The following is a 13521-nucleotide window of genomic DNA, read 5'->3' on the forward strand; positions in this document are numbered from 1 at the left end:
CATGATGGCATCGACGCAGGAGCGACGGCCCGAGGACGGCGCCCGGCCGCCGCAGTCAGCCGCGGTGCCGCGAACCGTCTTCCGTGTCGATGTCGGCGAGGACCGCGGCGACGACGTCCGCATCGCGCACCGCCGCTGCACCCTGCATGAGACCGGGCGCGAGCGCGGCCGCGACACGACCCGCGACATACGGCGCCGCGAAAGAGGTTCCGCTCCAAATCGCGAAGCCCGTCGTGTGGTCATCGGGATCGAGGCTCTGCCGCCGCCGCCCGTAGAGGTCGGCGCGAGAACCGGCCTGCACTCCCCCGCTGAGGCGCGGGAAGCAGGAAAGCACGGAGCTTCCCGGCGCGAAGGTCGTCACCCACGGCCCGAGATTGCTGTACAGGGCGACAGAGGTGCGCTGCGGGTTGAGAGCCCCCACCGCGACGTGCGCGGACAGTCCTGGTGGTTCGTCGATCGAGAGGTCGACGTCGCCCCAGTCGTACAGGGCCGCGGGGAAGGTCGGTCGATCGGTCGCCTCATTGCCCGCCGAGCACACGATGACGCATCCGAGTGCGCGCAGCCGATGAAGGCTCTGAAGCAGGCGTCGGCTGAACAGCCCGTCCTCGGGGGTCTCGTGGGCGTACCCCAACGACAGGTTGACGACGTCCAGCGGGTTGTCCTCGGCCCACACGGCGAGCTCTTCGATCGCGTCGATCAGTTCGCTCTCGAGCACCGTCCCATTGCTGTCGGCGACCCTCACCGACACGAGGTCCGCTTCGGGCGCCACTTGGCGGATGATTCCGGCGACGAACGTGCCGTGACCGGCAGCCTCATCGAGGAAACCGTCGAGCGGACCGGATTGATCCCCGTGTACTTCGGGATCGGTCGCCGGGTCTTCGACGCCGATGACCTTTCCCGGATGCGTGGGCGACGGCAATCGGCGCCGCACGATGTCGTTCTGCCCGGTCTCGGCCGGGAGCCACCCGTCCACCTCGCCGCACCCGGTGTCGAAGAAGGCCACGACCGGCCGTCTCCCCCCGGCGGCAAGCGGTGCGGTGCGCACCGGCGACGGCCCCACGAAATCGACGACCTCGAGACCTCCTGTGCCCGCCAGCGCGTACCCCTCGACGCCGGCCGGGTTGGTGCGGCCGTGGGGATTGGTGCGGCCGTGCGGATTCGTCCGTCCATGGGGATTCGTCCGACCGTGCGGGGCGAGACCGATCGGATCCACCACGAGAACGTGGTCGAGCCCCACAGCACGTAACGCCCGGTCAGCGACGACGAGGTCGCGATCCGCATGACGTCGCCTGCGCGCGACCGGCTGATCGAGCGACCTCGACGCCGCGAGAGACACATCGCGTTTCGCTGCGGCGATCCGGTCGGGATTATCGCCCCTCCCCCTCGCCTTCGCGCGTTCGATGACACGCCGCCGCGCCTGCTGGAGCAGGCGCCACGCATCCACCGGCGGCACGGGCTCGTCGTCGCGTCGCGGGTGCGGTGCCTGCACGATGCGCGCGCGGGTCAGCGGCTCACCGGCATCCCTCACCGTCTCGAGTTCGACGTCCCACCCGAGCTCGGCAGCAGCCTTCGAGAGCGCATCCCGCGCCGCAACCGGCTCCCCCGAGATGAGCACGTGCCCCGGAACATACAGGGTACGAAAGGCCTGGATACCGGCGACGGGATCTCGTTTCGGATCGAGGGCGATGCCGCGCGCTTCGGCTGCGGCCTCGCGCTCGCGCCAGGAGCGGTGGGGGGTGTCGTCACGCATGGGGCGCCTCTCGTGCGGGGCGGGTCAGACCTCGAATTGCGGGGTGCGGAACTCTCTCAGCCCACCACCGGACTCCCGTGCGACCAAACGGAGACAGGCGACGCCGGGCGTGACGTCGTCGAAGACGAATCGGCCGTGCGAGCCCGGGTCGGCGGTCGCCTCATCCGTCGTCGCAGGATCGGTGTGGACCATCCTCACCGCGATGACCGATCCGTCTGCCCACCCGTCGATCCGGTGCCGGCCGCTCGCTCCCGTCGATACATGAAGGAGCACGGAGGTCGTGCCGTCGCTGAACTGCAGAGTGGCGGTTCCTCCTTCGCCCCTCACCCCGACGGACTCGGAGTCCGACACGAGGGTCAAGAGTTCGTACTCGCCGGAGAGATCCTCCATCGCCACCGCCGCGAGCATGCGATCGACGAGGTCGTCGGGCATCGGGTCGATTGCGCGCCACATGCCGCGCAGGGCGGCGAAGAGCGCATCGTCGACCGTGTCGTGGTCATTTCTCATGGCGGTCGCCTCCCCAGCCGTCGTTCGCCATCTGTGTCCGCAGTTTTCCGAGACACCGTTGTCGCGTCGGCCCGATCGACCCGACCGGCATCGCCAGGTCCTGCGCGATACGCGCATAGTCGGGTCTCTCGTCGAAGGCGACGATCCGCAGGAGCCGCTGGCACCGCTCGTCGAGAGTCGACACGGCCGTCCACAATCGGTGGCTCTCATCCGCCCGTGCGGCTGTGGATTCCGCCGACTCCTCCACCGGCAGGTGCGGCTCGAGGTCGACGGTATCGGTGGCGTCCGCGCGGCGGTGCACTTTGCCGACCCGCCAGGCCTCTCGACGCGCAGAGGTGGTCAGCCATCCCGACACGGCTCTGGTGTCGTGGATCCCGTCGCCGCTGCGCACGAGCGCCAGCCATGTCGACTGCACCACGTCTTCGGCCATCGCAGCGTCGAGACCATACGACCGCGCGACGTGCCACAGCACCGGCGTCATGAGGCGGACCAGATCATCCATCGCCCGCGCATCGCCGTCGCGCCAGCACTCGAAGAGGTCGGCCGCCCGATCCCACCGAGACGGCTCGGCCTCGGTCCGGTGATCGGCGCCCGCTCGAGTCATAGCGCCCATTGTGTCCACACCCGCTCAGAGCACGAAACCCCCCACGGTGATACATCCGCGTGCCGGAGGATTCGCGAGGCCACGTGGGGCGACCTAGAATCTCGCCATGACGTCCGCACCGTTGCTCTACGTGGGCGTTCGACCGCAGCGCGACGCCGCGACGGCCGAATACGAGTCGTTCCGCAGCGCCGCGCGCCTGGACGCCACAGCGATCGCCCGCCTCGATCTCGTGGATGAGCCACTCTCGTCCGATGTCTTCGACCGGTGCAGTGGTTTCGTGATCGGCGGGAGTCCTTTCAACGTCACCGATCCCGAATCGACGAAGACCGCCGTCCAGCGTCGCGTCGAGGCGGACCTCACACGCATCGCGGAGGCCGCCCTCACTCGCCGGACGGCGGCGCTGTTCACCTGCTACGGCATCGGCATCGTCACGCGCCTGCTCGGGGCCGAGGTGTCGCGCGCCTACCCCGAGGACACCGGCCCCACTGACATCACCGTGACCGAGGCGGGGCAGAGCGACCCGCTCTTCGGCGGGCTCGCTACCCGCTTCGCCGCACTGACGGCCCACAAGGAGGGCGCCGGATTCGTACCGCCCAGCGCCGAACTCCTCGCCACGAACGACGCGTGCCCCGTGCAGGCCTACCGGGTCGGCGACCGGCTCTATGCGACACAGTTCCACCCGGAGCCGACGGCCACCGCTTTCACCGCGCGGATGGCCGTTTATCGCGACGACGGCTATTTCGATTCCAGCGACTTCGATGCCATCGCAGCGCGGGTGCTCGCGGCGTCCGTCACCGAACCGACCCGCCTGCTGCGTGCGTTCGCTCGCGAGTTCGGACCTCACTGACCCCGAAGGTAGACCGTCGCCGTTTCGGTGAAGAAGTCGCGCGCGGCCACACCCTGCTCCTTCGGCCCCAGCGCGCTCGCGCGCACACCGCCGAACGGGACGTGCAAGTCGGCTCCCGCCGACGGCGAATTGACATGGACGACTCCCGCGCGGATCTCCTCGACGGCGCGCAGCGCGGCGGAGAGGTTCGTCGTGAAGACTGCGGTCGAGAGTCCGTACTCGCTGTCATTGACCAGCGCGATTCCTTCCTCGGTCGATGCGACGCGGCGCACGCCGACGACCGGTCCGAAGAGCTCTTCGGTCCACAACTCGCCCGGATCTTCGGACGGCAACTCGAAGATCGATGGGGCGACGAAGTATCCCTCCGCCGACGAGCCGGTCATCTCCGCATCCGGAGCGTGGACGACACGGGCGTGGTCCCGCGCCCGTGCGATCGCCGCGCAGACCCTGTCGCGCGCCATCGCGTCTACGAGCGGACCGACCACCGTTCCGTCCGCGAGAGCATCGCCCACCGTCATCGCGCGGGCTCGCTCCGCCAGAAGCTCCAAGAACCGGTCGGCGACCTTCTCGTGCACGACGACGCGAGACGTCGCCGTGCACTTCTGACCTGCCGCGAGAAAGGCCCCGATCGCCACGTTCTCGGCGGCGAGGTCGAGGTCGGCGTCCTCGAGGACCAGCGCGGCGTTCTTCCCACCGAGCTCGCCTTGAAAAGGTACGCCGCGTGCTGCCAACTGCGAAGCGATGAGACGACCGACCCGCGTCGATCCGGTGAAGGTCACCGCGTCCACGTCGGGGTGCGCCACGATCGCCTCCCCGACCTCGGCGTCGCCGCTGACGAGGTTCAACACCCCCGCGGGCAGCCCTGCCTGCTCGAGCGCCTGCGCGAACCGTATCGCGAGAAGCGGCACGAACGTGGCCGGCTTCCACACGACGGTGTTGCCCCACACCAGAGCGGGCGCGAGCTTCCACGCCGGAATCGAGATCGGAAAGTTGAAGGGGGTGATCGCACCGACGACCCCGACGGGGCGCCGCACCACGAGAATCCGCTCGCCGGGCGTCGGCGACTCGTACACCTCACCGGATGCCGTGTCGGCCTGATGGGCGGCGAACCGCAGGATGTTCGCGGCGTGGCCGACTTCGGCGACACCCTCTGCGCGCGTCTTTCCTTCTTCTCTCGCGAGCTCGCGCCCCCACGCCTCTCGATGAGCGGTGATGACATCGGCCGCACCGAGCAGGACACGTGACCGCGTGCGCGCCGGAGTGCGCCGCCAGCCGTCGAGCGCGGCGCGCGCCGCACGATAGGCGGCGTCGACGTCGGCGCGCGTGGCACTGCGTCCCCGGGCGACGACGTCGGTCGGGATGCTCGGATTCACGTCGTCGTAGACGTCGCCGTGGCCGTCGATCCATTCGCCGCCGACGTAATGCCGCAGTTCGCTGGTCGTCGTCATGCCCGCACCTCCACCGGGGTCGTGGATCGGAACGCCTGGATACCGGTGATGTGGGCGCCCAAGATGAGGGTGTGGATCTCGTCGGTCCCCTCGTACGTGCGCACCGACTCGAGGTTGGCGGCGTGACGCATCGGCGAGTACTCCGCAGAGACTCCGTTGCCACCCAGCACCGTGCGCGCCTCACGGGCGATCGCGATGGCCGCGCGCGTGTTCGCGAGTTTGGCGACGGAGATCTGGTGTGGACTCAGTTCGCCCGTGTCCTTGAGGCGTCCCAGGCGAAGAGCCACGAGCTGGGCCTTCTCGATCTCGAGAGCCATGTCGACGAGCTTCTGCTGCGTGAGCTGGAATCCCGCGATCGGCTGGTTGAACTGCATCCGCTCACCCGCGTAGCGCAGCGCCGTCTCGTAGCTGTCTCGCGCGGCCCCGATGACTCCCCATCCGATCCCGTAACGCGCCTCGTTCAGACACGAGAACGGCGCACGGAGGCCCCGAGCCTCGGGGAGGCGCGCCGATTCGGGCACTCGCACGTCGCGCAGCTCGATGTCGCATTGGATCGACGCCCGCATCGACATCTTCGGCGCGATCGGCGTCGCGGCGAATCCGGGGGTGTCGGTCTCGACGAGGAATCCGCGCACACCCTCGTCGGTCTGCGCCCAGATGACGGCGACCTGGGCGATCGAGGCGAGTCCGATCCAGCGCTTCGAGCCGTTCAACACCCACTCGTCGCCGACGCGGCGCGCGAAGGTGGTCATGCTCGACGGGTCCGACCCTGACCCGGGCTCGGTCAGCCCGAAGCAACCGATGACCTCCCCGCGGGCCATCGCCGGAAGCCACCGGTTCTTCTGATCCTCACTTCCGTGCTTGTGGATCGCGCTCATCGCCAGAGAACCCTGCACCGACACGAAGGTGCGAAGGCCGGAGTCGCCGGCTTCCAGCTCCATTGCGGCCAGTCCGTACTCCACGGCGCTGCGCCCGGGGCAGCCGTAGCCGGTGAGATGCATGCCGAGAACGCCGAGCTCGGCGAGCTCAGGGACGAGCGTGGCCGGGAAGACCGCTCGGTCGTACCAGTCGGCGATGTGCGGGCGCACGCGCTCGTCGACGAAGGCACGCACACGCGTACGCATGGCGATCTCGTCCGGACTGAGCAGTCCGTCGAAGTCGAGAAGGTCGGGAACGGCGGTCATGCGGCAGCCTCTCTGGCATCGGCGGTGGTGACGGAACGAATGGCCTCGACGAGGATCTCCAAGCCTGCCGAGAGCGCGGCGGGATCGATCACGAGGGGCGGCAGCAGACGGATGACGTTGCCGTGGGTGCCGCAGGTCAGTGTGAGCACCCCTGCGGAGTGGCACGCGGAGGTGACGCTCTGGGCGAGGTCGGGGCGTGGGACGAGACTCTCAGGATCGGCGAACTCGATCGCCATCATCGCGCCTCGGCCGCGGAGATCGGCGACGGGACCGAGGTCGTCGACGAGAGGCTGAAGGCGTTCACGGATCACCTGCTCCATGCGGCGGACGCCATCGAGGAACCCGGGCGATTCCAGTTCGTCGAAGACGGCGAGCGCCGCTTCGCACGCGAGCGGATTGCCGGCGTAGGTTCCGCCGAGTCCGCCCACATGGGCGGAGTTCATGATGTCGGCGCGACCGGTCACGGCACTGATCGGCACTCCCGCGCCGAGCGCCTTCGCGGTGAGGGTGAGATCGCCGGCGACGCCCTCGTACTCGCTGGCGAACAGCGCACCCGTTCGTCCGAGTCCGGATTGGATCTCGTCGACGACCAGCACGATGCCGTGGGCATCGGCGATGCGACGAAGGCCCGCGAGGAACCCGGGAGCGGGAACGACGAAACCCCCCTCGCCTTGGATGGGCTCGACGACCAGCGCGGCGAAGGCATCCGCCCCGTGTTCGTCGATCGTGCGTTCGATCTCACTCAGCGCGTACGCGGCACCCTGGCCGCGCAGGGGGTTGGCGTTGGGCACGCGCACGACCTCGTCGGCGAACGGACCGAACGAGGTCTTGTACGGGTGGTGCTTCGCGGTCATGCTCATCGTCAGCAGCGACCGCCCATGGTAGGCCTCGTCGACGACGAGAACGCCCGGGCGTCCCGTGTGGGAGCGAGCGATCTTGACGGCGTTCTCGACCGCTTCGGCGCCGGTGGTGAACAGAGCCGTTCGCTTGTCGAAGTCGCCGGGCACGTGGGCATTGAGCCACTCGGCGACCCGCACGAACCCCTCGTACTCGGTCACCATGAAGCAGGTGTGGGTGAAGCGATCCAGTTGCGCGGCGACGCGGTCACGAACCCGGGGATTCGCGGCGCCGACGCTTGTCACCGCGATGCCGGATGCGAAGTCGATCAGGCGGTTTCCGTCGACGTCGACGAGTGCCGATTCCGTCGCGTGATCGATGAAGACGGGCAGCGCCACGCCGAAGCCCTGCGGCACCGCGTCAAGCCGCTGCGCGTGCAGTCGTTGAGATTCTGGGCCCGGGATCTCGGTGATCACGTGAGGAAGCGAAGTCATGTTCAGAAAAGTAGAGCGTTTCGACCCTCCTCGTGCGGTGCATCTCGCACCCCTCCTACAAGGTTATGTGCATAGTGCACACTGGAGGCATGGCACTCCTCGGTGAAGTGGTGGAGGCCGCGGGCGCGGCGCTTCTCCCGCACGGACCGTACGATCCTGCGCGTGCGATCACCGGCGTCCACGTGTCGGAACTGCCCGACCCCGGCCGCTACCTCGACGGCGGCGAACTGCTCCTGACCACCGGCATCCCCCTCACGGGACGCGACGGGGACGACCGCGCATACGTGAAGCGACTCGCCGACCACGGCATCGGCGCGGTGGGCCTCGGGATCGGTGAGGGATGGTCGGCACCTCCTCATGGCCTGGTCTCCGCATGCGTGGACGCAGGTGTGCCGCTGCTGTTGGTACCGGACGGCGAGCCGTTCCTCGCCGTCTCGCGCGCCTACGGTCAGGTGACCGGCCGCGACCGCGACATCGCCGCATCCAGGGTCGCCCACGCGCATACGCGTCTCGTACGTGCGGCCGCCGACGGTCCACGGGCTGTTGCGCAGGCCATCGCCGAGTCGGTCGGCGGGTGGGCGGCGTGGATTCCCCTGGAGCCCGGTCTCGGGGGGTCGGCCTTCTACCCCCCGAGCCTCGACGCGATGCTCCCGCACGTCGAAACGGACGTGCGGGATTCACTCCACCGCGCGGGGGTGACGACCGCATCGTTCGTCGCACACGGGTCGACCGCCGTCGCCCACGCGGTGCGAGGACACAACCGATCCATCGGCGCCCTCGCCGTCGGGACGGGGCGCACCCTCGGCCGTGACGACCGGCAGCTCGTCCTCACCGCTGTCGCCGTCCTCGAACTGTCCGTCTCCGCCCGACGGTCACCCGGCCTCACGTCGGGTTCTGCGCTGATCGTCGACCTTGTCATGCAAGGCCAGACCGACGCCGCTCACGCCGTCGCACGCGTGCTCGGGCTCTCCCTCCCGCTCGAGGTTCGCGTTCGCGTACGCCGAGGCCCCACCCCCGACGCCGCCGCCGCGCTGAGCACCGAACACGATACTTTCGGCATCGACCTCCTTCCGCCGACGCTCTCCGGCGCCCCCCATGACACGGCATCAGAACCCGTGCCCCTCGGATCCGTGCCTCGCACGGTCGAACGCCTTCTCGCGCACCGGGAACCGTCCGGCACGGCAGGCGGGCGCCCCGTCGACCGCTGGTTGGCATCGTTGGCTGCTCAACCCCCGCTTCTGGTCACGGCGCGAGCCCACTTGGCGGGCGGCAACCGGCTCGAGCACACCGCCCGAGTCCTGGGGGTGCATCGGAACACCGTTCGTCAGCGCCTGGCGCGCATCGAACGACTGCTGGGGGCGTCGTTCAGCGACCCCGACACGACGGCCGAACTCTGGATCGCGCTGCGCGACCTTCCGCTCGGTGCTGTCCGGACCGGCGCCCTTCCGCCACGCACGCCTCCGCCCCGTGCACTCCAGCCCTGATCACAGAGCCTCGACCCAGCTCCGCACGTCATCGGTGTGTTCGCCCAGACGCGGTGGTGCGACTGGGGCCGCGTCGAAATCAGGGGTCCACGAGATCGGCGGGCGCACCTGCCGCGATACCCGTCCGTCGGCACCCGCCGTCTCCCACACCGGATCGAGGCCGAGCCGCTCGGCGAGCGCGAGGCCGTCGCCGATCGTGCCGACCGCCCCCGCAGCGACGCCCACGGCGTTCAATCGCTCGGCCCAGACGGCAGCGGGATCCTCGGCGAGCGCCCGCTCGAGGTGCACCGCGAGTTCGTCACGGTTCGCGACCCGATCGACATTTCGCGTGAATCGCACGTCGTCGGCGAGGCCGGGCACTCCGAGCGCACGGGTCAGCTTGCGGAACTGCGCGTCGTTGCCGCACGCGACGGCAAGCGGCGCGTCGGCGCAACGCAGGACTTCGTACGGCGCGATCGAGGGATGCCGGTTGCCCATCCGCGCGGGTTCCCGGCCGGCACCGAGCACCGCCGATACCTGGTTCGCCAGCGCACCCTGGAGGCTCGAGAGCAGGTTGACGTCGATGCGCGACCCGCGCCCCGTCACCTCGCGGCGTCGGAGTGCGGCGAGTATTCCGATGACCGCATCCTTTCCGGTGAGCACGTCCACCAGCGCGACGCCGGCCTTCATCGCCTCGCCGTCGGCGTCGCCGGTGATGTGCATGAGCCCACCCACCGCTTGGGCGACGAAGTCATAGCCGGGCAGGTCGGCCCCGCCGTCGAGTCCGAAACCACTCACCGATGCATAGACGAGCCGGGGGTGGCGCCGGGACAGCTCCGCCCAGTCGAACCCGAGTCGTGAGAACTGCCCCGGCCTGAAGTTCTCGATCACGACGTCACTGCGGGCGATGATGGCCCGTGCGGTCTCACGATCGGATTCGTCGGAGAGGTCGAGCGCGATGGATTGCTTTCCGCGATTGGCGGACTCGAAGTATGTCGTCATACCGGATTCGGCATACGGCGGACCCCAGGAACGGGTGTCGTCCCCTGCCCCTGGGCGCTCGATCTTGATCACGCGAGCCCCGAGATCGGCGAGCGTCATCGTGGCCAGGGGGCCCGCAAGCACGCGGGAGAAGTCGGCGATCGTCACGCCGTCGAGAGGAGCGGTCACTGTCGGTGTACTTCCGGGTGGGTCGAGGTGAGGGGACGAGCGGTGGATTCGCGCGCCACCACGGTGATGGGGAACTCCTGGGCCGATCCGTGATCGGCACGGCCTTCGAGAATGTCGATGAGGAGTTCGGCACATGCCACGCCCGACTCTCGCGGACGCAGGTCGATCGACGTGATCGAAGGCTGCAGGAAGGGCAACGACGGATGATCGACGCAGGAGACCACGGTGATGTCGTCCCCGATACTGCGCCCTGCCCGCCCGAGGACCGCGACGACCTCGATCGCACTGGAGTCGGGTCCGCAGATGATGACGTCCGTCTCGGGATGTTCGGCAAGCAGTCGTTCCGTGGAGGCACGCACCGCATGCCAGGGCGCCTCGAACTCGATCGGTGCGATGACAGGCTCCCACCCGCGAGTGGCGCATCCCTCTCGGTAGCCCTCGACGAGTTGACGACTCCAGTCGGTCACGTTCGGCGCGACGAGCAGTGCCGGGTGCTGCGGCCGCACCCGGTCGACTTCTTCGAGCAGACGACGCATGCCCGCACGGTGAGACGACCACACCACCCCGTCGGGTTCGCCATCGACGTCGTCCGGCAGATGCTCCTGCGTCACGATGGGGATGCCGCTGGACAGGAGCGCAGGAAGCGCCGGATCGCCCGCGCGCGGGTCGCCGACGATCAAGCCATCGGCTCGGATCGGGCGCGAGCGTCCGGATGACACCGACGGGCTCACGATCGTCACGTCGACGTCGTGCGCCGCGGCATAGGTGACCACCCCGAACGTGAATGCCATGTAGTACGACGAGCGCGCCAGCACTTCGGGCAGGACGACACCGATCGTCCCGGTGGCACCGCTGCGCAACGCGCGCGCGGCGGTGTTCGCGGTGTAGCCGAGCTCTGCGGCGGCCGCGAGAACGGCATCCCGTGTCGCCGGCGAAACCCGGCCCGTGCCGCTCAGAGCGTCCGATGCCGTCGTCTTTCCCACTCCCGCGCGCCGGGCCACGTCAATGAGGCGGGCGCGTCGGAGCTCGGGCATGCGGCCGAGTCTAACCACACCGAGAAGCGCCGTAACACGGTCGCAACAATTGCGGCCTTGCGCTGTAACGAGGTTTTCGCCTACCTTTGCCGGAACGTTCCGGCACAAGCCGGCGCTCGCGCCCCACACCCACGGAGATCCGATGTCCTGCTCCTGCTCCCCCTCATCCCACGTGGAGAGATCGCGGCGTCTCGGCGACGAGTCCGGCGCCCCGTACGCCACGTTGTCGGAGAGCGAGCTGCGTGCGGTGACGACGATCCTGCGCGAGAACGACGCGTTCGATGACGACGACCGCATCGCCTACGTCGGGCTCGCCGAGCCCGACCGTCGGCTCGTCCGCAGCGGCTCCCCTTCACCGCGTCGGGCCCGCGCGCACATCCTCACCTTCTCGACGGGCACCGCACGCACCGTCATCGTGGATCTGAGCACCCGGGCGGTCGTGGAGACCACACGGATCGAACCGACGGAGACCGGGCAGGTGCCGCTCCTTCAGGAGGAGCACGCCCTGATCCGCGAGATCCTCCTCGCCGACGACCGGTGGACCTCCGCTCTCGAACTGCGGGGGATCGATGACGCGTCCACCGTCGCCCTCGCGGCCCTCTCGGCAGGACGGTTCCCCATCCCGGGTGAAGACGGACGCCGCATGGCACGCGTGCTCGGCCATCATCAGCCCACCCCGCAGACGATGCCATGGGCACACCCGATCGACGGCCTGGTCGCCTTCGTGGATCTCACGGCGCGCGAGGTGACCGATGTGGTCGACACGGGAGTCGTCGACATTCCGCAGGAGAGCGCCGACTATCACGTGCCGGGCACCTTCGGCCCCGAGCGCACGACGCAGAAGCCGATCGTGATCCAGCAGCCCGAGGGGCCGAGCTTCACCTTCGACGGCGACACGATCTCGTGGGAGAAGTGGTCGCTCCGCATCGGCTACGACATGCGCGAAGGCCTGATCCTTCACGACGTCGGATTCGAGGACGCCGGTCGTATCCGCCCGATCCTCCACCGGGCATCGATCGCCGAGATGCTCGTGCCGTACGGCGACCCGGGACCGGTGCGGTTCTGGCAGAACTACTTCGACACCGGCGAGTATCTGCTCGGCCGTCTGGTGAATTCCCTCGAGATCGGCTGCGACTGCGTCGGCGACATCACCTACCTCGATGTTCCGATCGCCGACGCCCGCGGCGACGTGAAGATCCTGCCGAACGCGGTGTGCATCCACGAGGAGGACGCCGGTGTGCTGTGGAAGCACACCGAGCAATTCACCGGGACGACCGATGTGCGTCGCCAGCGACGTCTCGTGATCTCGTTCTTCGTCACGGTCGGCAACTACGACTACGGGTTCTATTGGTATCTCTACCTCGACGGCAAGATCGAGTTCGAGGCGAAAGCGACGGGTCTCGTCTTCACCGCCGCGTTCGACGAGCGCACGAGCCGGTTCGCAAGCGAGCTCGCCCCCGGGTTGGCCGCCCCGTATCACCAGCACCTCTTCTGTGCGCGCCTGGACATGGCCGTCGACGATGACGCGAGCGTCGTCGACGAGATCGATGTGACCCGGGTGCCCCGCGACGACGACAACCTTCACGGCACCGCCATCGGGTTCACCGCGACGCGCCTGCGCACCGAGCAGGAGTCCGGCCGTCGCGCCGACGCGTCGGTCGACCGCACCTGGCGGGTCAGCGCTCGCGACACGCGAAACCGCTTCGGCCGCCCGGTCTCTTACGTGCTCGCTCCGGAGGGCAAGCCCGTCCTCATGGCGCAACCGGACTCGGTCATCGCCTCGCGAGCACGTTTCGCGACGCGAGACCTCTGGGTCACCGAGTACGACCCCGAGCAGCGGTATCCCGCCGGAGAACTGGTGAACCAGAGCGCCGGTGAGCAGGGGATCCCGGAGTTCATCGCCGACGACGCCTCGATCGACGGTGCGGATCTCGTCCTGTGGCACACCTTCGGCCTCACTCACTTCCCACGGACGGAAGACTGGCCGATCATGCCCGTCGACACCTGCGGGTTCGTCCTGCGCCCCCATGACTTCTTCGACCGGAACCCCACCCTCGATGTTCCGGCCTCCGCCGACTCGTGCGGATGTGCCCACCAGGCACACACGCACGCGTCACCCGAGCACCACCTGCAGCACCATACTGTTCACCCGTCTGCCGAACGACGCTGATCGGCCGACAGCC

The 13521-nt window shown here is 68.9% G+C and carries 11 protein-coding genes; 3 read left to right on the top strand and 8 right to left on the bottom strand.

The features are described from left to right. Positions 1–55: 55 nt before the first annotated feature. From ACFQZV_RS00325 to ACFQZV_RS00335, 3 genes are read right to left on the bottom strand one after another with little or no spacing between them, the layout of a single operon-like run. Positions 56–1750, bottom strand: coding sequence for a S8 family peptidase (locus tag ACFQZV_RS00325; protein WP_378753627.1), 1695 nt, complete (start codon positions 1748–1750; stop codon positions 56–58). Between the two features lie 24 nt (positions 1751–1774). Further along, positions 1775–2257 carry a hypothetical protein gene (locus tag ACFQZV_RS00330; protein WP_378753629.1) on the bottom strand — a complete coding sequence of 161 codons (483 nt, stop codon included), beginning with the start codon at positions 2255–2257 and terminating at the stop codon, positions 1775–1777. After that, on the bottom strand, positions 2247–2861 hold the full coding sequence (locus tag ACFQZV_RS00335) for an RNA polymerase sigma factor (protein ID WP_378753631.1): 615 nt from the start codon (positions 2859–2861) through the stop codon (positions 2247–2249). The genes ACFQZV_RS00330 and ACFQZV_RS00335 overlap by 11 nt, the downstream gene beginning before the upstream one ends. Positions 2862–2967: 106 nt before the next feature. Between ACFQZV_RS00335 and ACFQZV_RS00340 the strand changes: the two genes are divergently transcribed. After that, on the top strand, positions 2968–3708 hold the full coding sequence (locus tag ACFQZV_RS00340) for a glutamine amidotransferase-related protein (protein ID WP_378753633.1): 741 nt from the start codon (positions 2968–2970) through the stop codon (positions 3706–3708). Here ACFQZV_RS00340 and ACFQZV_RS00345 read toward each other — a convergent pair. From ACFQZV_RS00345 to ACFQZV_RS00355, 3 genes are read right to left on the bottom strand one after another with little or no spacing between them, the layout of a single operon-like run. Then, positions 3702–5156 (bottom strand): aldehyde dehydrogenase family protein, encoded by a 1455-nt coding sequence (locus ACFQZV_RS00345; RefSeq protein ID WP_378753635.1) that lies wholly within the window; start codon positions 5154–5156, stop codon positions 3702–3704. The two genes, ACFQZV_RS00340 and ACFQZV_RS00345, sit on opposite strands and share 7 nt — an antisense overlap. After that, a complete protein-coding gene (locus ACFQZV_RS00350) occupies positions 5153–6340 on the bottom strand; it encodes an acyl-CoA dehydrogenase family protein (RefSeq protein WP_378753637.1) in 1188 nt (395 codons plus the stop codon). The genes ACFQZV_RS00345 and ACFQZV_RS00350 overlap by 4 nt, the downstream gene beginning before the upstream one ends. After that, entirely contained in the window at positions 6337–7671 is a 1335-nt protein-coding gene (locus ACFQZV_RS00355) for an aminotransferase class III-fold pyridoxal phosphate-dependent enzyme (protein ID WP_378753639.1), read from the bottom strand. The genes ACFQZV_RS00350 and ACFQZV_RS00355 overlap by 4 nt, the downstream gene beginning before the upstream one ends. A gap of 89 nt (positions 7672–7760) precedes the next feature. Between ACFQZV_RS00355 and ACFQZV_RS00360 the strand changes: the two genes are divergently transcribed. Then, positions 7761–9155: a PucR family transcriptional regulator gene (locus tag ACFQZV_RS00360; protein WP_378753641.1), complete on the top strand. Its 1395-nt coding sequence runs from the start codon at positions 7761–7763 to the stop codon at positions 9153–9155. On the opposite strand, the gene ACFQZV_RS00365 is transcribed toward ACFQZV_RS00360, so the two are convergent. Both ACFQZV_RS00365 and ACFQZV_RS00370 read right to left on the bottom strand, forming a co-directional pair. Next, complete coding sequence (locus ACFQZV_RS00365) at positions 9156–10304, bottom strand: CaiB/BaiF CoA transferase family protein (RefSeq protein ID WP_378753643.1); 1149 nt, start codon at positions 10302–10304, stop codon at positions 9156–9158. Beyond that, positions 10301–11338, bottom strand: a complete 1038-nt coding sequence (locus ACFQZV_RS00370) for a LacI family DNA-binding transcriptional regulator (RefSeq protein WP_378753645.1) — start codon at positions 11336–11338, stop codon at positions 10301–10303. The genes ACFQZV_RS00365 and ACFQZV_RS00370 overlap by 4 nt, the downstream gene beginning before the upstream one ends. A gap of 172 nt (positions 11339–11510) precedes the next feature. Here ACFQZV_RS00370 and ACFQZV_RS00375 point away from each other — a divergent pair, with 172 nt between their 5' ends. Beyond that, a complete protein-coding gene (locus ACFQZV_RS00375; protein ID WP_378753647.1) occupies positions 11511–13508 on the top strand; it encodes a primary-amine oxidase in 1998 nt (665 codons plus the stop codon). Positions 13509–13521 lie beyond the last annotated feature (13 nt).

This window comes from Microbacterium koreense (assembly GCF_042677105.1).
In the GTDB taxonomy this organism is placed as follows: domain Bacteria; phylum Actinomycetota; class Actinomycetes; order Actinomycetales; family Microbacteriaceae; genus Microbacterium; species Microbacterium koreense.